At 69.6% G+C, this 20,412-nt stretch carries 4 protein-coding genes; all 4 read left to right on the forward strand.

The window, feature by feature from the left end; genetic code table 11:
* Nucleotides 1–4,675, forward strand: a 4,675-nt coding sequence (locus BZL41_RS13745) for a non-ribosomal peptide synthetase (protein ID WP_143518087.1), incomplete at its 5' end; no start/stop codon positions are given.
* Between the two features lie 87 nt (nt 4,676–4,762).
* Entirely contained in the window at nt 4,763–14,917 is a 10,155-nt protein-coding gene (locus BZL41_RS13750; protein ID WP_095599817.1) for a non-ribosomal peptide synthetase, read from the forward strand.
* Nucleotides 14,917–18,762, forward strand: a complete 3,846-nt coding sequence (locus BZL41_RS13755) for a non-ribosomal peptide synthetase (RefSeq protein WP_095599818.1) — start codon at nt 14,917–14,919, stop codon at nt 18,760–18,762. The genes BZL41_RS13750 and BZL41_RS13755 overlap by 1 nt, the downstream gene beginning before the upstream one ends.
* A 2-nt stretch (nt 18,763–18,764) precedes the next feature.
* A complete protein-coding gene (locus tag BZL41_RS13760; protein ID WP_095599819.1) occupies nt 18,765–20,402 on the forward strand; it encodes a cyclic peptide export ABC transporter in 1,638 nt (545 codons plus the stop codon).
* The last annotated feature ends 10 nt before the right edge of the window (nt 20,403–20,412 follow it).

Below are 20,412 nucleotides of genomic sequence, written 5' to 3' on the forward strand. Positions count from 1 at the left end.
CTCGCTGCTGGCCACCGTGCTGCTCGCCCGACTGCGCCAGGAGCATGGCCAGGCGCCGGCCCTGCGCCAGTTGTTCGAGCAGCCGACGCTGCGCGCCTTTAGCGCCCTGCTCGGTACCTCGGCATCCGGCACCGCCGCCGAGCTGACGCCGCAGCCACGCCCCGAGCGCCTACCGCTGTCCTATGCGCAGCAGCGCCTGTGGTTCCTCGACCAGCTCAACCCGCAAGCCGCCGAGTACAACATCACCTCGGCCGTGGAGCTCAGCGGCCCGGTGCGCCTCGACTGGCTGCAGCAGGGCCTGGCCGAGATCGTCGCCCGCCACGAAGTGCTGCGCGGCCGTCTGCTGGAGCGTGGCCAGGGGGCCGAGCTGCTGATCGACGCCGAGAGCCGTGCGCACCTGCCCATCGAGCCGCTGGCCGAGACGGACTGGGACGCCCGGGTTGCCCAGCGCCTCGAAGAGGAGTCCCGGCGCCCCTTCGATCTGGCGGCTGGCCCGTTGGTCCGTGGCTGTCTGCTGCACAACGAGCGGCGCACCCTGCTGCTGCTGACCCTGCACCATACGGTGGCCGACGACTGGTCGATGCAGTGCCTGATCGACGAACTGGCCGAGCTCTACCGCGCCCGCGACGAGCAGCGCGAGGCACGTCTGCCGGCCCTGCCGGTGCAGTACGTCGACTACGCCCTCTGGCAGCGGCTGCCGGCCCAGGCCGAGCGCTACCGCCAGCAGTTGCAGTACTGGCGCGAGACCCTCGGCGATGGCGACTACCTGTTGGAACTGCCCACCGACCACCCGCGCCGTGCCGAACCCGACACCGCCAGCGGCTTCCACGATCTGCTGCTGCCCGAGGCTCTCGTCCAGCGCTTGCGCGAGGCGGCGCAGCGCCAGGGCGTGACCCTCTATGTGCTGCTGCTGGCGGCCACCCAGGTGCTGCTCGGCCGCCTGGCCGGCCAGCGCGACGTGCGCATCGGCACCGCCGTGGCCAATCGCGATCTGGCGGAAACCCAGGCGCTGATCGGTTGCTTCGTCAACACCTTGGTGATTCGCGCCGAGGTCGACCCGCAGTTGGCCTTCGAGTCCTTCCTGAAACAGGTCGGCGAACGCGTGCTCGATGCCCAGGAGCATCAGGAGGTGCCCTTCGAGCAGGTGGTCGATGCCCTGGTCAGTGCGCGCGACATGACCCGCACGCCGCTGTTCCAGGTGCTGTTCGCCATGCAGACCGCGCGTCTGCGCGCCGATGCCTGGGCGCCGCTGACGTTGCGCGAAGTGGAGGTACCGTCCAGTGCCTCGAGTTTCGACCTGGGCTGGGAGGTACACGACGACGGCCAACGTCTGTCGCTACGCCTGAAATACAAGCGCCAGCTGTTCGAGGCCGACACCATCGCGCGCTGGGCAGGCGCCTGGCAGCGCCTGCTGGCCGAGGTCGCCGAACGTCCGCTGGCGAAACTGGGCGAACTGGACCTGCTCGGCAGCGCCGAACGCAGCCGCCAGCTACGGCAGTGGAATGCCAAGACCAGGGCCTACCCCGGTCCGCACGACCTGGCTCAGGCACTGGCCGAACAAGCTGCGCGCACCCCGCACGCGCCGGCGCTGGTCCATGCCGAACAGCGCCTCAGCTATGCCGAGCTGCATGCCCTGACCGGGGCCGTGGCCAGGCAGTTGCGCGAACGCGGGGTGGGTCGCGAGCAGGTGGTCGCCGTGTGCATGCAGCGCTCGGTGGAAATGGTGGTCGCCCTGCTCGGCATCGTCCGCGCCGGCGCCGCCTACCTGCCGCTCGACCCGGAGCTGCCGCCGGCACGCCTGGCCCTGATGCTGGAGGATGCTGTCCCGGCCCTGACCCTGGTCCAGTCGGCCACCGCCACCTGCCTGCCGGCCGGCACGCCGCTGTGGTGCCTGGATGCCGCGGCGCTGGAAGACGGCCCGCAGCCCGAGCCGATCAACCAGCCCGGCGACCTCGCCTACGTCATCTACACCTCCGGTTCCACCGGCACGCCCAAGGGGGTGCTCAACGAGCACGGCGCGCTGATGAACCGCCTGTACTGGATGCAGGACGCCTTCCCCATCGGTGCGGACGACCGCGTGCTGCAAAAGACCCCCTACAGCTTCGACGTGTCGGTCTGGGAGTTCTTCTGGCCGCTGATCACCGGTGCCTGCCTGGTGGTCGCCAAGCCCGACGGCCATCGCGACAGCCATTACCTGGCCGAGCTGATCCAGCGCGAACGCATCACCACCCTGCACTTCGTACCCTCGATGCTGCAGGCCTTCGTCGGCGAACCGGCCCTGCCGCGCTGCGCCTCGCTGCGCCAGGTCTTCGCCAGCGGCGAGGCGCTGCCGCTGGAACTGCAGCAGCGCTTCCAGGCGCGCCACCCGGCTAAGCTGATCAACCTCTACGGCCCCACCGAGGCGGCCATCGACGTCAGCTGCTGGGTCTGCGATCCGGCCTCGACCCTGGGCTTCGTGCCCATTGGCAAGCCGATCGCCAACCTGCGGCTGTATATCCTCGACGAGGCGCTCGCCCCGCTGCCCATCGGCGCGGTCGGCGAGCTGTACATCGGCGGCGCCGGCCTGGCCCGTGGTTACCTGAACCGGCCGGAACTGACCAACGAACGCTTCGTGGCGAGTCCGTTCGACGCCGGCCAGCGCCTGTACCGCACCGGCGACCGCTGCCGCTTCCTGGCCGACGGCAATATCCAGTACCTGGGCCGCCTCGACCATCAGGTCAAGCTGCGCGGCCTGCGCATCGAACTGGGCGAGATCGACGCCGTCCTGCTCGACCAGCCCGGCATCGAGGCAGCAGTCACTGTCCTGCGCGAAGACTTGGCGACACCGCAACTGGTCGCCTACCTGAGCGCCCCCGAGGCCGTGGACGTCGAAGCTCTCAAGCGGCACCTGGGCCAGCAGTTGCCGGCGCATATGGTCCCGGCGTTCATCGTGCAACTGCCGGCCCTGCCGCTGAGCAGCAACGGCAAGATCGACCGCAAGGCATTGCCCAAACCCCAGGTCGAGGGCCAGGCGCGCACGCAGCGGGCGCCGAGCAACGCCACCGAGGAGGTGCTGTGCCGGCTGCTCGGCGAACTGCTCGGCGTGAAACAGCCGAGCGTCGACGACAACTTCTTCGCCCTCGGCGGCGATTCGATCCTCGGCCTGCAATTCATCGCCCAGGCGCGCGCCCAGGGCATCGGCCTGACGCCGCGCCAACTGTTCCAGCAACGCACCCTGGCCGACCTCGCGCGGGTCGCCAGTCAGGTCGAGCAGTGCCAGGCGGAACAGGGCCTGCTGCAGGGCGAGGCGCCATTGCTGCCGATCCAGCACTGGTTGCTGGAACGAGCGCTGGCCGAGCCCGGCCACTGGAACCAGTCGGTGCTGCTAAAGCCCAGCCGCTCGCTGCACGCCGATGCTCTGCATGCCACGCTGCAGGCCCTGGTCGAGCAGCACGACGCCCTGCGCCTGCGTTTCACCCGCGACGGCGATCGGTGGCGCCAGGCCTATGCCGGTGCCAGCCAGGCCGTGGCATTCGCCCAGGTCCGCCTGGCCGTGCCCTGCACGCCGGAGTCCCTGCGCGCCTGCATCGCCGAACGGGTCGAGGCGAGCTTCGACCTGGCCGGCGGGCCGCTGATCCGCGCCCTGCTGATCGACCTGGCCGAGGGCGAGCAGCGCCTCTATCTGGTTGCCCACCACTTGGTGGTGGATGCGGTGTCCTGGCGCCTGTTGCTGGAAGACTTCAGCACGCTCTACCCGCGCTTGGCCGCCGGCCAGAACGCCACGCTGCCAGCCAAGACCAGCTCCTACCGCCAGTGGGGCCAGCGCCTCTGGCAACAGGCCGCCAGCCCGGCCGTGCAGACGCAGCGCGACTATTGGCTGCAACAGACGCGGCCGGGCGAGCTGCCGGTGGACCAGCCCCAGGCCGACAACCGCGTGGCCGATGAGGTCAGCCTGAGCGCGTCATTGAGCGTCGAGGAAACTCAGGCGCTGCAGCAGGCGCAGGGCAGCTATCGCACCCAGGGCCATGAACTGCTGATCGCCGCCCTGGCCGGCGCGCTGCAGCAATGCTCGGGCGCGAGAGCCATCGGCATCGACCTGGAAGGCCACGGCCGCGACGCGCCGTTCGCCGAGCTGGATATCAGCCGCACGGTGGGCTGGTTCACCCAGCTCTATCCGGTGCGTCTGGACCTGCCGCAAGGCGGCGATACCGGCGCGCTGATCGTCGCGGTCAAGGAGCAACTGCGTGCCGCGGCCGACAAGGCCCTGGGCTACGGTCTGCTGCGTCACCAGACCGAGGCGCCGTTGCCGGCGCACCGCCATCCCGTGCTGTTCAACTACCTGGGCCAGATCGATGGCGTCGGCGCCGAGGGGCTGCTGCAACTGGTTGATGAACCGCTGCCACCCACCGTCGCCGCCGACACGCCGCGTAGCCACGAGTTGGAAGTGGTGCTGGCGGTGCTTGGCGGACGCCTGCAAGTGGAAATGAAGTTCGCCGGCCTGCGCCTTGCGCCAGCCACCCGCGAGCGCCTGTTGCAGGCCTACCTCGCCCATTTGCGCGGCGTTATCCGCCACTGCCAGGACAACCAGACGGGGCAACTGTCGCCGACCGACTTCCCTCTGGCCAAGGCCCTGAACCAGAAGAATCTGGACACCCTGCTGAGCAAACTCAAGAGCAAACCGATCTCGCAGAGCTAGCGGGCGCTGCGCCGGCCGCCCATGGGGGCGCCGGCGCCCGCCACGCACTCGACACCTTTTTACGGCCTACGGACTGGAACAAGAATCATGAGCAACATCGAGGACATCTACTCCCTCTCGCCCACCCAGCAGGGTCTGCTGTTCCACAGCGTCTACGAGCCGGATTCGCGCGTGTACTACCAGCAGCTCAGCCTGGACATGACCGGCCCGCTCGACACCGGCGCCTTCCGCCGTGCCTGGCAAGCGCTGCTGCAGCGTCATGCCGTGTTGCGCACCGCCTTTCTCTGGGAAGACCTGGACGACGCCTACCAAGTGGTACAGCACGAGGTGCCGCTGCCGCTGAGCGAACTGGACTGGCGCGACCGCGACGAGGCCGAGGAGGATTTGCGCCAGCGCGCACGGCAGGAACGCGACCAGGCGCTGGAACTGAACGAGGCGCCGCTGATGCGCCTGTGCCTGGTGCGCCTGCCGGAACAACGCTGGCACCTGATCTGGACCTTCCATCACATCCTCATGGACGGCTGGAGCGTCGGCGTGGCCATCCAGGAATGGCTGGCCCTCTACTACCAACAGGTGCGCGGCGACAGCGCCGGCCTGCCGCCAAGCCGTGGCTACCGCGACTACATCGCCTGGCTGGCCGAGCAGGACGCCCAGGCCACCGAGGACTTCTGGCGCGAGCAGTTGCTGGACTTCAGCGAACCCACCCCGCTGCCCAGCTTCGCCCCGCCGCCCGAGGCGCCGCAGACGCATCCCTACGCGGAACGCGAGACGCGCCTGGACGCCGTCGAGACCGAACGCCTGAACCGGTTCGCCCGTAGCCAGCACCTGACCGTCAACACCCTCATCCAAGGCGCCTGGGCATTGCTGCTGGGGCAGCACGCCGGGCGTGACGAGGTGGTCTACGGCGTCACCGTCGCCGGTCGCCCGGACGATCTGGCCGGGGCGGATGCCATGGTTGGCCTGTTCATCAACACCCTGCCGCTGCGCGTGCGCCTGGACGACGCCCGTTCGCTCGGCGACTGGCTGCAGGACTTGCAGCAACGCAACAGCGACCTGCGCCAGCACGCCTACCTGCCGCTGAGCCGGCTCAAGCCGCTGAGCCAGGTGCCGGCCGAGCGCGCGCTGTTCGACTCGATCCTGGTGTTCGAGAACTTCCCCGTTACCGACGCGCTCAACCAGGACGCCGAAGGCCTGAGCTTCAGCGCCCCGCCGGAGCTGCGGCGCGAAGACGGCATCCGCCTGACCCAGGGGCGCAACCACTTCCCGCTGTCACTGATCGTGGTCCCCGGCGAGCGCCTGGAATACCTGTTCAGCTATGACCGCAGCCGCTTCAGCGACGCCGAGATCGCTATCCTCAGTGCCCAGCTGCGGGCGATCCTGCTGGCCATGGCCGAACAGCCGCAGGCGCGCGTGCGGACGCTGGACTGGCTGAGCGACGAGGAACGCCAGCGCCTGGAGGCTCATGGCCAGGGCGCTCACCTCGCCGTCGCTGCCAGCACCCTGCAGCAGCGCTTCATCCAGGGCGCGCAGGCCCATCCCGAGCGGCTGGCCGTGCAGGATCGCCAGCGCGCCCTGAGCTACGCCGAACTGGACGCCGAGTCCAATCGCCTGGCCCACCACCTGCAAGCCCGGGGCGTCGGCAGTGGCCAGTTGCTCGCCTTGGCCCTGGAGCGCAGCGTCGACTTCGTAGTGGCGCTGCTGGCCACCCTCAAGTGCGGCGCCGCCTACCTGCCGCTGGACCTCAAGCAGCCGGCCGGACGCCTGGCGGACATCCTCGAGGACAGCCGCGCGGACCTGTTGATCAGTCAGCGCGCCCTGGAGTCGCGCCTGCCACGCAGCGAAAGCCCGGCGCGGCTGTGGCTGGACGACGAGGCCAGCGCCCTCGCCAACCGGCCAACCACGGCCGTATCGGCTGACGACGATCCGGACGCTCCGGCCTACGTCATCTACACCTCCGGTTCCACCGGTACGCCCAAGGGCGTGGTGGTCGAGCACCGCGCCATCGTCGGCTACCTTGCCGCCGTCGCCGAACTGCTCGATCCGCCTCCTGCGGCGCACTACGGTCTGCTCTCGACGGTGGCGGCCGACCTCGGCCACACCCAGTTGTTCGGCGCGCTGTGCAATGGCGGCAGCCTGGTCCTGGTCGACGAGGACACCAGCTTCGATCCCCTGGCGCTGGCCGACTTCTTCGGCGAACACCCGGTGGACGTGCTGAAGATCACCCCCGGCCACCTGCACGGCCTGCTCCAGGCCCACCCCGACCCACGCCTGCTGCCGCGCGAGAGCCTGGTATTCGGCGGCGACGCACTCAAGCCCGAGCTGCTGCGTCAGGTCGGCGCCCTGGCTCCGACCTTGCGCCTGTTCAACCATTACGGCCCGAGCGAGGCCACGGTGGGCGCGCTGGCTACGCCGCTGGCGGCCGATAGCGGCCTGGTGGCCCTCGGCCGCCCGCTGGCCAACCGCCGCCTGCGCGTGCTCGACGGCAGCGGCCGCCAGGTGGCCATCGGTGTTCCCGGCGAGCTGTGGATCGCCGGCGACCTGGCGCGCGGCTACCTGCACCGCGCCGACCTTAGCGCCGAGCGCTTCGTCGAAGTCGACCAACAGCGCTGGTACCGCACCGGCGACCGCGTGCGCTGGCTGGCCGACGGTCAACTGGCGTTTCTCGGCCGGGTCGACAACCAGGTGAAAATCCGCGGCAACCGCATCGAACTGGGCGAGGTAGAAGCACAGATCAAGCGCCTGTCACCGCTGATCGAGCAAACGCTGGTGCGCGTGCTGGAAATCGATGGCACACCACGCCTGGTGGCCTACGTGGTGGCGCGCCAGTCGCTGTCGGCGAGCAAGCTGTGCGACGACCTCGGCCGCCGCGTGCCGGACTACATGGTCCCGGCGCACGTCATTACCCTCGACGCCATCCCGCTGACCGCCAACGGCAAGCCGGACCTGCGCCAACTGCCGTTGCCCAGTGCGCCGGCAGCCGACAGCGCCGGCCACGTCGCCCCGCGTAACGAGGTCGAGGCGTTGCTGGCGCGCATCTGGCAGGACGTGCTGAAGGTGGAGCGGGTCGGCGTGCACGACAACTTCTTCAGCCTCGGCGGCGACTCGATCCTCAACCTGCAGATCATCGCCCGCGCCAACCAGCAGGGGCTGAAGCTGACGCCCAAGCAGTTGTTCGAGAACCGCACCATCGCCGATATCGCCCAGGTGCTCGGCGCTGGCGCCGAAAGCGCGGCGTCCCGGCAACAGGGCGATGGCTTCGTCGTACCGCTGAGCGCCGGCCAGCATTCCCGCCTCGAAGCCGGGGCACTGCAACCCAGTTGGCGCTGCCTGACCATCGACGGCGAGCTGCCTGCCACCCACCTGGCCCAGGCCCTGGCCGCCCTGCAAGACCATCACCAGGCGCTGCGCCTGGCGGTGCAGCGCACCCCGGAAGGCGAGTGGCAACAGCGGGTGTTGGCCACTGCCGCGCCCTGTGAGGTGAGCGAGCAGCAGCACACCGACGAGCCGCTGCAAACCCTGGCCGAAGCGGCCTTCGCCCGCCTCGACCTGGCCGCCGGACAGGGCCTGCATGCCAGTTTGCTGCGCGGCGAAACGGGTGATCGGCTGCTGCTGGTCGCCCATCCGCTGTGCCTCGACGAAGCGGCCTGGCCACTGCTGCTTTCCGACCTCAACCTGGCCCTGTCGCAACTGCGCCATCAGCGGCCGATTCGCCTGTCCTACACGGGCGGCGAGCTCGGCGCCTGGTGCGAACATCAGCAGCGGGACGCCAGCAGCGAGCGCCTGGACGAAGTCTGGGAACACTGGCTGCAATTCGCCGGCCTGGAACTGCCGCCGCTGGCCCTGCCCGAGCCGGACGGACAGGCCGAGCAGCGCCTGGACGAAGCGACCTCGACGCAACTGAAGCGTCTGCTCGACACCCTGCAATTGGACTGGAACGCCCTGCTGGCCGCCAGCCTGGTCGAACGCCTGCGCGGCGAAGACGGCGCACCGGTCGCGCTGACCCTGCTGGCCGGGCGCCCGGACGCCACGCGACTACCGCTGTGGGCACCGATCGTCCAGGCGGACCTCGATCCGGCGCGAATCCTCGGTGCTCTGGCCCTGCCGGTGCCGTTCTACCTGCACGCCCCGAGCGGCGACGCACTGGCTCGCCTGCAGGATGTGGCCGCGCAGTTGCGTGCCTACCCGCAGTTCGGCGCGGACTACGGCACCCTGCGCCATCTGGCGGACAATCCCTACCTGCTGGAGCCGCTGCGCGAGCTGTCAACGCCGACGCTGGCCCTGCGCTGGCTCGGCGACTGGGATGCGCACCGCGAGGCGCAGGCGGTGCTCGCCGGCGTCCAGGCTGCCAGCCGCGAAGCGGCCCTCGCCGAGGCGCTGACCCTGGACGCCTGCTGGCACGACGGCACCCTGCACCTGCACGCCGCAGGGCCGCTGGCCAGAACCTGGCTGCCTGCCCTGGTGGAACATCTGCAAACCCTGGCGGCGCTGGCCGACAGCCCCGAGTTGCGTCCAGCCAGCGCGGCCTTCCCGCTATGCCACGCGCAGGCCGCGACCTTGGCCAGCGAGCCGCTGCCCTGGGCGCGCCTGGAGGACCTCTACCCGCTTTCGCCCATGCAACAGGGCATGTTGCTGCACACCCTGCTGCAACCGCACAGCGGCATCTACCTGATGCAGCAACGCTATAGCTGGGACGGCGCGTTGCAGCGCCCGGCCATGGAGCGCGCCTGGCGCCTGCTGCTCGAGCGCCACCCGATGCTGCGCACCGCCTTCTGGTGGCAGGAGGACCATGCCCCGCTGCAGTGCGTGTACCGCGACACCGAGCTGGCCTTCGAGTGGTACGACTGGCGCCACCTAGACGCCGAACGCCAGCGCGAGGCGATGGATGCCGTACTGGCCGACGAACGCCAGCGCGGCTTCGATATGAGCCGCGCGCCGCTTACCCACCTGCGCGTGTTCCAACTGGCGGACCAGCGTTTCAGTCTGGTGCGCAGCTTCCATCACATCCTCACCGATGCCTGGTGCTTCGGCCTGCTGATGGAAGACCTGCTGGCCATCTACCAGGCCGTGGCGCGCGGCGAAGCGGTGGCGCGCCCGCGCCTGCCCCCGTTCCGCGGCTACATGAGCTGGCTCGCCCGCCAGGACATGGACAGCGCGCTGGCCTTCTGGCGCGGAGAACTAGCCGGCTTCGAGGCACCGACGCCGCTGCAGGTCGACCTGCCCGTGGCCCAGCCGGACCGCGCGCCGGAGGTGGTCGGCGACTGCGACCTGACCCTCAGCGTCGCCCGTACCCAGCGCCTGCAGCAGCTCTGCCAGGCGCACCAGCTCACCCCCAACACTTGGATCCAGGGCGCCTGGGCCCTGCTGCTGTCGCGCTACAGCGGTAACCGCGACGTGCTCTTCGGCGTCACCGTGGCCGGCCGCCCCACCGCGCTGGCCGGGGTCGAGGAGATGGTCGGCCTGTTCATCAACAGCCTGCCGCTGCGTGTCGACGTCGATCCCGAGCGTCCGGTGATCGGCTGGTTGCAGGCGCTGTTGTCGCACAACGCCGAGCTGCGCGATCACGAATATGCGCCGCTGGTGGACATCCAGCGCTGCAGCGAAATCCCCCGTGGCCGCCAGTTGTTCGACAGCCTGGTGGTGTTCGAGAACGCTCCGCTGGACGTCGCCAGCGTCAGGCTCGACGGCTTCAGCATCGACATCTACGAAGACCGCGTGCACACCAACTTCCCGATGACGGTGGTGCTCTACCCCGGCGACCGCCTGGGCATCCGCTTGTCCTACGACCAGAGCCGGTTCACCGCCGACAGCGTGCAGCGCATGCTGGGCCACCTGGTGCAGCTACTCGGCGAGATGCTCGACCAGCCCGAGGCGCCGCTCGGCAGCCTGGAGATGCTGCCCGAGGCCGAGCGCCGGCAACTGCTGTTGGACTGGAACCGCAGCGCCGTCGACTTCCCGCTGGAGCGCGGCTATGCAGCGCTGTTCGCCGACCGGGTGCAGGCGCATCCGCAGCGTCTCGCCGCGGTCTGCGCCGGTGAAACGCTCAGCTACGCCGAACTCGACCGACGCAGTAATGCCATCGCCCATGCCCTGCAGCAGGCCGGCGCCGGCCCGGACACCCTGGTCGCCCTGGCCGCCGAGCGCGGGCTGGCCCTGCTGTGCATGATGATCGCCACGCTCAAGGCCGGCGCCGCCTTCCAGGCGCTGGATATCCAGCATCCGCCGCAGCGCCTGGGCGAGTTGCTGGACCTGAGCGGCGCGCCGCTGCTGCTGGTGGACGAAAAGGCCTGCGGGCTGCTCGACGCGGTACTGGCCGGCGTCGCGCGGCAGCCCACCTGCCTGGTGACCCAGGAGCTGTGGCAGGCCGACCACGCGCCGGTGTGCTACGCCCATTCCGCCGACCAGCTCGCCTACGTGATCTTCACCTCCGGCTCCACCGGCACGCCCAAGGGTGCCTTGGTGGAGCAGCGCGGCATGCTCAACAACATCTTCGGCAAGGTGCCGAGCCTCGGGCTCTGTGGCGAGGACCGCATCGCCCAGACCGCCTCGCCGGCGTTCGACATCTCGGTCTGGCAGTTCCTCGCCGCGCCGCTGGTCGGCGCCACCGTGCACATCCTGCCGGACAGCGTCGCGCACGATCCGGCCGCCCTGCTCGACGCCATCGAAACCCAGCGCCTGAGCCTGCTCGAGGCAGTGCCGGCGCTGATCCGCGGCCTGCTCCAGGAGGCCGGCCCGCAGCACGAGCTGGCCAGCCTGCGCTGGCTGCTGCCCACCGGCGAGGCGCTGCCGCCGGCGCTCGCTCGCGACTGGCGGCGCCGCTTCCCCGGCACCCCGTTGATGAATGCCTACGGCCCGGCCGAGTGCTCCGACGACGTGGCCTTCCACGCCATCCACGACGCGCCGCAGGACGACTGCGCGCACATGCCGATTGGCCGGCCCACCGCCAACAACCTGCTGTACATCCTCGACGACGCCCTGCGCCCGCTGCCCATCGGCGTGCCGGGCGAGCTGTGCGTCGGCGGCGTGGGCGTTGGCCGCGGCTATCTGGGCGACGCCGAGCGCACCCGCGCGGCGTTCGTCGAGCACCCGTTCGAACCTGGCGCACGCTTCTACCGCACCGGCGACATCGGCCGCTACCGCGCCGACGGCGTCATCGAATACCTCGGCCGCCGCGATCAGCAGGTGAAAATCCGTGGCCACCGCATCGAACTGGGCGAGATCGAGAACCGCCTGATGCGCCACCCGCAGGTCGACAGCGCCGCGGTACTGGCCCTGCCCGACGCCCGTGGCGACCTGCAACTGCTGGCCTGCTACGTGACCTGCGACACGGCGCCGGACGCTGCCAGGGCACAGGCACTGCTGGTCGAGCATCTGCGCGGGCAACTGGCGGCCTATATGGTCCCCGGCCACTGGCGCCGCCTGGAGCGGCTGCCACTGAACGCCAACGGCAAGGTCGACCGCCGCGCGCTGGCCGCCCTCGGCCTGCCCAGCGAGGCCGCCGCGCAGGCCCAAGTAGCGCCGCGCACGCCCACCGAACAGGCCCTGGCCGAGCTCTGGCAGGAGCTGCTCGGGCTGAACTCGCTGAGCGTCGACGATGACTTCTTCGCCCTCGGCGGTCATTCGCTGCTGGCCACCCAGGTGGTTGCACGCATCCGTCGCCGGCTCGCCGTCGACCTGCCGCTGCGCGCCCTGTTCGAGCACCGCACGGTGGCCGAGCTGGCCAAGGTGGTGGACGCCCAGGCGCCCGACGAGTCGGCAGTCGAAGAGATCGTGCCGGTGTCGCGCGAACAGCTGCTGCCGCTGTCCTACGCCCAGCAGCGCCTGTGGTTCCTCGACAAGCTGGAAGGCCCCAGCGCCGCCTACAACCTCTCCACCGCGGTACGCCTGGAGGGCGAGCTGGACGTCGAGGCGCTGCGCGCCGCGCTGCAGCACGTGCTCGAGCGTCACGAGTCGCTGCGCACCGGCTTCAGCCTGGACGGCGACACGCCGCGGCAGATCATCGCGGAGGATATACGCTTCGAACTGGCGCTGCAGCCGCTCAGCTCGGACGAGGACATCCAGCGGTGGATCGACGACGAAGCCGCGCGGCCCTTCGACCTGCAGCGCCCGCCGATGCTGCGCGCGCGTCTGCTGCGCCTGGGCCAGGCGCGCCATGTGCTGCAGTTCACCCTGCACCATATCGCCACCGACGCTTGGTCCATGGGCATCCTGGTCGAGGAAGCCATCGCTGCCTACAGCGCCTATCGCGCCGGCCGGCAACCGGCGCTGGCACCACTGCCGATCCAGTACGCCGACTACGCCCACTGGCAACGCAGCGCCCCACAGCAACGCCGCCTGGCCCGCGACATCGACTTTTGGCGCGGTCAACTGCAGGGCGCGCCGATGCTGCTGCGCCTGCCGCTGGACAAGCCGCGCCCAGCCGTTGCCGATTACCAGGGCGCGGCGCTGCGCCAGACCCTGCCGCGGGCCCAGGCCGAGCGCTTGCAAGCCTATGCGCAGACGCAGCGCGCGACGCTGTTCATGGTCCTGCTCAATGCCTTCAACTGCCTGCTGCAGCGGGTCACCGGCGACGATGACTTCCTGGTCGGCACCGACCTGGCCAACCGCGAGCATCCGGCACTGGAACGGCTGATCGGTTTCTTCGTCAACGTGCTGCCGTTGCGCGCGCGCCTCGACCCGGCGCAAGACTTCGCCGCCCGCCTGCAGCGCCTGCGCGACGACACCCTGGCCGCCTTCCAGCACCAGCAGGTGCCGTTCGACAAGCTGGTCGAGACCCTGCAGCCGCCGCGTCAGGCCGGCGTCAACCCGCTGGTACAGGCTCTGTTCGTCCTGCAGAACACGCCGCGCTCCTCCGCCGAGCTGCCCGGCCTGCACGTCGAGCAACTGGCTCCGCGCCAGGAAACCAGCAAGTTCGATCTGGCGCTGTTTGCCGAGGAAGACGAACAGGGCCTGACCCTGCGCTGGGTATACCGCACCAGCCTGTTCCAGCAGCACACCATCGAGCAGTTGCAGCGCGGCTTCGACGACCTGCTGCAACGGGTCATCGAGGTCCCCGAACACGCCCTGCAAGGTTGGGACTGGCGCCTGTCCAGCCCGACCGCCACGGAGAATGCCCCCATGTCCGATGCATCCGCCAGCGACGAGGCGAGCCGCGCCTCGCGCAAGCTGTCCAAACTGAGCAAGCTCAAGCAGACCCGTGCCACCGCCGTCAGCCAGCGTCCCGAGGAGCAGGTGCGCACCGCCTCCCTGGCCACCGGGCGTTCGCTGCCCCTGGTGATCGAGCCGCGCCTCGGCGAGCTGGACCCGGTGAGCTGGGCGCAGCAGGCCCGAGGCTGGATCGGCGAACAGTTGCGTCATCACGGCGGTCTGCTGTTCCGTGGTTTCGACCTGCCCGACGCCAGCGCCTTCGAGCAGTTCGCCCAGGCCATCGAGCCCGACCTCTACGGCACCTACGGCGACCTGCCGAAGAACAATTCGGGCAAGAACATCTACCACTCCACGCCCTACCCGGAGCAGCACATGATCCTGTTCCACAACGAGAGCTCGCACCTCGCGCAGTGGCCGCGCAAGCAGTGGTTCTACTGCGAGACGCCGGCGCCACGGGGCGGCTGCACGCCCATCGTCGACTGCCGCGAGGTGCTTGCACGCCTGCCACGGCCGATCGTCGAGACGCTGCGGGCCAAGGGCCTGCTCTATGTCCGTCATTTCACCGACAAGCTCGACGTGCGCTGGCAGGATTTCTTCAAGACCGAACGGCGCGAGGAGGTCGAGCAGCGTTGCCGCGAGGCCGGCACCCAATGGCAATGGCTCGGCGAGGACGGTCTGCGCATCGCCCAGCGCTGCCCGGCCATCGTCAGCCACCCGGACACCGGCGAGGAATCCTTCTTCAACCAGGTGCAGCTGCACCATCCGGCCTGCCTGGAGCCGGAGGTGCGGCGCAACCTGATTGAGCTGTTCGGCCCCGAGCAACTGCCACGCAACGTCTGCTACGGCGATGGCAGCCCCATCGAGGACGAGGTGATGGCCGAGATCGGTCGCGCCTATGAGGCTTGCGCCGTGCGTTTCGCCTGGCAGAAAGGCGACGTGGTGATGCTCGACAACATGCTGGTCGCCCACGCCCGCGATCCCTTCGAGGGCGAGCGCAAGATTTGCGTCGCCATGGGCCAGATGATGCGCCGCGACGAACTCGATGCACTCGAGGAAAATGCCACGCGCCATGAGCTGGCGTTGGAGGAGAGCCTGTGATGGAGCAGTTCCAGCTTTCACCGCAACAGCGCCTGCGCTGGCAGTCGGGCCTGCCGGCCGCCGCGCTGACCCTCGACCTGCACGGCACGGTCGAGCCGAGCGAACTGCGCCGGCGCCTGCAAGCCCTGGTGTCACGGCACGAAGCCTTGCGCCTGCGCCTGTGCCCCTCGCCCGGCCTGCGCGTGCCGCTGCAACAGATCGTGCCGCCGAGCGAGGCGATGCAGGCCGAAGACGGCGTGCGCCTGGACTGCCAGGCGCTGGCCGCCGATCACCAGCGCCTGCACCTGCAGTTGCCGGCCCTCGGCGCCGACCGCGGCACCCTGCTGCGCCTCGCCAGGGCCCTGGCCGGAGAGGCGCAGCGGGATGATGAAGACATGAGCTACACCCAGTACAGCGCCTGGCTATACGAACTGCAGGGCGAGGACGACGCCGAGCTGGGCCGGCGCTACTGGCGCGAACAAACTTTGGGCGAACACGAGCAGGTCGAGCTGACGTACCGCGAAACGCGTGTTCGGGCCGAGCCCGGGCACCTGAAGGCGCAACTGGATGGCACGCCGGAGCTGGCTGCCCAGCTCGATGCCTTCTGCCAGCGGCACCAGGTCACCCCCGCCGAGGTGTTGCTGACGGCCTGGTGCGCCCTGCTGCAACGCCTGAGCCCGGGCGAGGCGCCGGCCCTGACGATGAACTGGGTGCATGACTGCCGCGACGATTACGAAGAGCTGGCCGGCTGCTGGGGGGCGTTCGCCAAACCCCTTCCCCTGGCCTGGCGCTTCCCGTTGCAGAGCCGCTTCGGCGAGGCGCTCGACGGCGTGCAGCGCCTGTGCGACCGCGCCCGCGAATGGCAGGAGTACTGCGCCATCGTCAGCGACCTCTCCCCCTCGGCCAGCCGCTACGGCTTCGAGTGGGGCGGTGTGCTGCCCCAGGCGCTGCCCATGGCCGGCGTGCCTGGCGCGACGCTCTCGGTGCTGGAGCTCGATTCGCCGGCTCAGGCCTTCGAGCTGCTGCTCACGGCCGACGCCCTGACCGACGAACACGGCACCATCGCCTATCGCTTCAACCTCGCCTTCGCGACCGCCGGTTACAGCCTGCAGAGCGCCCTGGTGCTGCTGGAACAGTACCGCTCGCTGCTGCTCGCCGCCCTCGACGATCCCGAGCAGGCGCTCGCAGCCCTGCCGCTGCACAGCCCGAGCTTCGACGCCACCCTGGCCGCCGTGCAGGGCGCACGGGCCGAGGTGCCCGATGCCCACTTCGCCGCCTTTCCCCTGCGATTCAGCCAACAGGCGGCGCGCTTCGCCGAACGCCTGGCGCTGCGCGATGCAACCCGCCAACTGACTTATGCCGAGCTGGAGGCGCGCAGCAATCAACTGGCCCGTTACTTGAGCGCGCGCGGGATCGGTACCGAGGACCTCGTCGCCCTGTACCTCGACCGCAATGCCGATGCCATCGTCGCCATGCTCGGCGTGCTCAAGTGCGGTGCGGCCTTCCTGCCGCTGGACGTGCAGCAGCCGCTGGCGCGCAACCAGGCGATTGTCGAAGCCGCCCGCCCCGCCTTCCTGCTCGTCGACGGCAGCGCCACGCCACCTGCGCTACCGGGTCTGGAGAGTCTCGACCTGGGCGATACCCAGAGCTGGCACGAACAACCGGACAGCCCCCTGACACTGCCAATCGCCGCGCACAGCGCCGCCTATGTGCTGCACACCTCCGGCAGCACGGGTACGCCCAAGGGCGTGGTGATCGAACACCGCCAGCTCGGCAGCTACGTGGACAGCCTGCTGCGGCGCCTGGCCCTGGCCCCCGGCGAGCGCAGCGCGCTGGTCACCTCGCTGGCCGCGGACCTCAGCTATACCCTGCTGTTCCCGGTGCTGCTCAGTGGCGGCGAACTGCACGTGGTGGACAAGGCCACCAGCCTCGACGCCGCGGCCTGGGCGGCTTACCAGGCGTGTCACCCGATCGACCACCTGAAGACCGTGCCCTCGCTGCTCGACGCCTGGCTCGGGCACAGCGCGGCCGCCGCCACCCTGCCGCGCCGGCAACTGATCCTGGGCGGCGAGCACAGCCCACAGCGTCTGCTGCAGAGCCTGCGCCGCCTCGCGCCGGACCTCACTGTCTACAACCACTATGGGCCGACCGAAACCACCATCGGCGTGCTCATGCATCGCCTCGACCCGGCCATCGAGTACCGCCACCTGCCGCTCGACGACCGCCTGGACGGCATGCGCACCTATCTGCTCGACGAACAGGGCAACCCCGTTGCGCCGGGCCAGGCCGCCGAGCTCTACCTGGCCGGGCCGCAGCTGGCCCGCGGCTACCTCGACGCAGAGCAGACCGCAGAGCGCTTTCGCGACCATCCACAACTCCCCGGCGAGCGCCTTTACCGCACCGGGGACCGCGCGCGCTACCGCCCGGACGGCAGCCTGCAGATCATCGGCCGCGCCGACCGCCAGGTGAAAGTCCGTGGTTTCCGCGTCGAACTCGACGACATCGAGGCGCAGCTCGCCCGACTGCCCGGCGTGGCTCAGGTGGCGGTCACCTGCGTGGCGCGCGGCCCGTTCGATCAGCAGTTGTTCGCCTTCCTCACCCTCGAACACGGCCAGGCCGGCACGCTCGCCCGGCTTCAAGCCCTGGCCCAGGAGCACCTGCCGGAGCACATGCTGCCGACCCTGCGGCTGGTCGACGCCCTGCCCCTGCTGGGCAACGGCAAGCTGGACCGCAAGACGCTCGGGCAATGGGCCGAGCAGGTGCTCGAGCATGTCGGCGACAGCCTGCCGCGCACGCCGCTGGAGCAGTTGCTGGCCGAGGTCTGGGCCGGCGTGCTGGGCCTGGAGCGGGTCGGCATCGAGGATGACTTCTTCGCCCTGGGCGGCCACTCGCTGGCCGCGGTCAAGCTGGCCAGCCGCCTGCAGAACGCGCTGGGCACTCCGGTGCCGGTCAATGCCGTGTTCGATGCGCCGAGCGTGGCGCGCTTCGCCGAACTGGTGCAGGCCCGGTTGCAGCTCTCGCCGCTGGTGCAACTCTCCCAAGCCTCTGCGGCGAAAGGCAACCTGTTCTGCTTCCACCCCTCTACCGGCCACGTGCAGGATTATCGCGTCCTGGCCGAGCCGCTGGCGGACTGGAATCTCTGGGGTTTGCAAGCCACCTACCTGGCCGAGGGCAGCCCGCTGCCGGGGCGCGACAGCCTCGATGCCTTGGCGGCGGTGTATGTCGAGCAGTTGCGCCGGCAACAGCCACAGGGGCCTTATCATCTGCTTGGCTGGTCGCTCGGCGGCCTGCTCGCCTTCTGCGCCGCGGCGCAACTGGAGCGCGCCGGCCAGGAGGTGGCCTTCCTCGGCATCGTCGATTCGCAGACCCAGCGCAGCGCACCGGCGGAAACCTTCGAGCAGTTGCTGCAAGCCGCCGCCGAACGGCTCGACACCGACAGCCAGCGACGCCTGTCGACGCTGACCGAGGCGGCCCGTGCACACCTGAACGAGCGGGCACCCGACGAGTGGCCGCTGGCCCTGGCGCAATGGGCCCGGCAGCAAGGTCTGCAATTGGCAGGCGACAGTTGGGAGCAACTGGAATACCGTTTGCGCCAGCACGGCCATACCCAGGCGCTGATCGGCACCTTCCGCCCCGTCACGCTGCGCTGTCCGCTGCACCTCTGGTGGGCCAGCGCGACCCTGGATGCCGAGGACTTCAGCGCGCCGGACTGGAGCCGCCTCAGCCAGGGCCCGATCAGCGAACGGGTCATCTCCGCGCAGCACCTGGACATCCTGCGCCAGGAGGGGTGGCAACAGAGCCTGGTCGAGAGCCTGGCCGCCCTGGGCACGAACCGACGCGAACCTTCGAACGACGAGACGATTTGAGAATGGATCTGTTACTGCTACTGGCACGCCGTTCCTGGCTCACCCTGCTGATCGCGACTGCCACCGGCCTGGTCTGCGGCCTATCGGCCGCCGGCCTGATCGCCAACATCAACCACTCGCTGGCCGGCTTCGGTCAATTGCGCCCGGTCGATGGACTGCCGTTCGCCGGTCTGGTGGCACTGGTGGTGGCCTCGCGTGTCGTCTCCGATGTCAGCCTGCTGCGCCTGGGGCAGACCGCAGTCAGCGACATGCGTCTGCATCTGAGCGGCAAGCTAATCGACACGCCCTACCCGCGCCTGCAGCGTCTGGGCAAGCACCGCCTGCTGGCAATGCTCACCGACGACACCCAGGCCATCAGCCAGGCCGTCGAGCTGGTACCGATCCTGCTGGTCAACAGCGGCATCGTGCTGGCCTGCCTCGGCTACCTGGGCTGGCTCAGCCTGCCGTTGCTGGGCCTCACCGCGGCGCTGATCCTGCTCGGCGCGGCCAGCTTCCACTGGCCGCAGCGCAAGGCGCTGACCTCCATTGGCAAGGCCCGCGAATTGAAGGACCAGCTATTCGACCAGTACCGCCTGCTCACCGACGGCAGTAAGGAACTGCAACTCAATCACGCGCGGCGCCTGCAATTCTTCGAGCGCCTGCTGCATCCCATCAGCCAGCAGTACCGCCGCGACTTCGTGCGCGGCATGAGCATCTATGCCCTGGTGCTCAACTGGGGTAACGGCATCTTCTACTTGCTGATCGGCACGGTGCTGTTCCTCGCGCCGCAGTTCATCGAACTCGGCGCGACGCTGGTGACCGGCTACATCCTCACCCTGCTGTACATGATCACGCCGCTGTCGGAGCTGATGAACGCCCTGCCGACCCTGGGCAAGGCCAGCGTCTCGCTGCGCAAGATCCGCACCTTGGAAGGCCAGCTGGAAATCGCCGGCATGCCGGAGGACGCCCTGGCGCCAGCCCGTCAGGTGACCGAACTGAGCTGTCGCGCGGTACGCCACACCTACTACCGCGAAGGCGAGGACGGCCGCTTCACCCTCGGCCCGTTCGACCTCGACCTGCGGGCCGGCGAGGTGGTGTTCATCACCGGCGGCAACGGTAGCGGCAAGACCACCCTGGCCTTGCTGCTGACCGGCCTCTACCAGCCCGAAGACGGCGACCTGCGGCTCGACGGCAAGGTTTCGTCCAGCAGCCAGAACCCTCTCTACCGCCAGCACTTCTCGGCGATCTTCACCGACTTCTGCCTGTTCGAGCACTTGCTCGACGGCGACGACCCGCAGCTGCTGCAGCAAGCCCGTGACTATCTGGCGCACCTGCAACTGGCGCACAAGGTCAGCATCGACGGCGGCCGCCTGTCCACCCTCGATCTCTCCACCGGCCAGCGCAAGCGCCTGGCACTGCTGGCCGCCTACCTCGACGATCGTCCTTGCTACCTGTTCGACGAGTGGGCGGCGGACCAGGACCCGGTGTTCAAGCGCTTCTTCTACACCAAGATCCTTCCGGACCTGCGCCAGCGCGGCAAACTGGTGATCGTGATCTCCCACGACGATGCCTACTTCCCGCTGGCCGACCGGATGATCAAGGTGGACCAGGGCCGCGTGTTCGAAGCCAGCCGCGAAGCCCTCGCGGCCACGGCATCCTGAGGAACGGCCG

Origin of the sequence: Pseudomonas sp. PIC25 (assembly GCF_002286785.1) — a bacterium.
In the GTDB taxonomy this organism is placed as follows: Bacteria; Pseudomonadota; Gammaproteobacteria; order Pseudomonadales; family Pseudomonadaceae; genus Pseudomonas_M.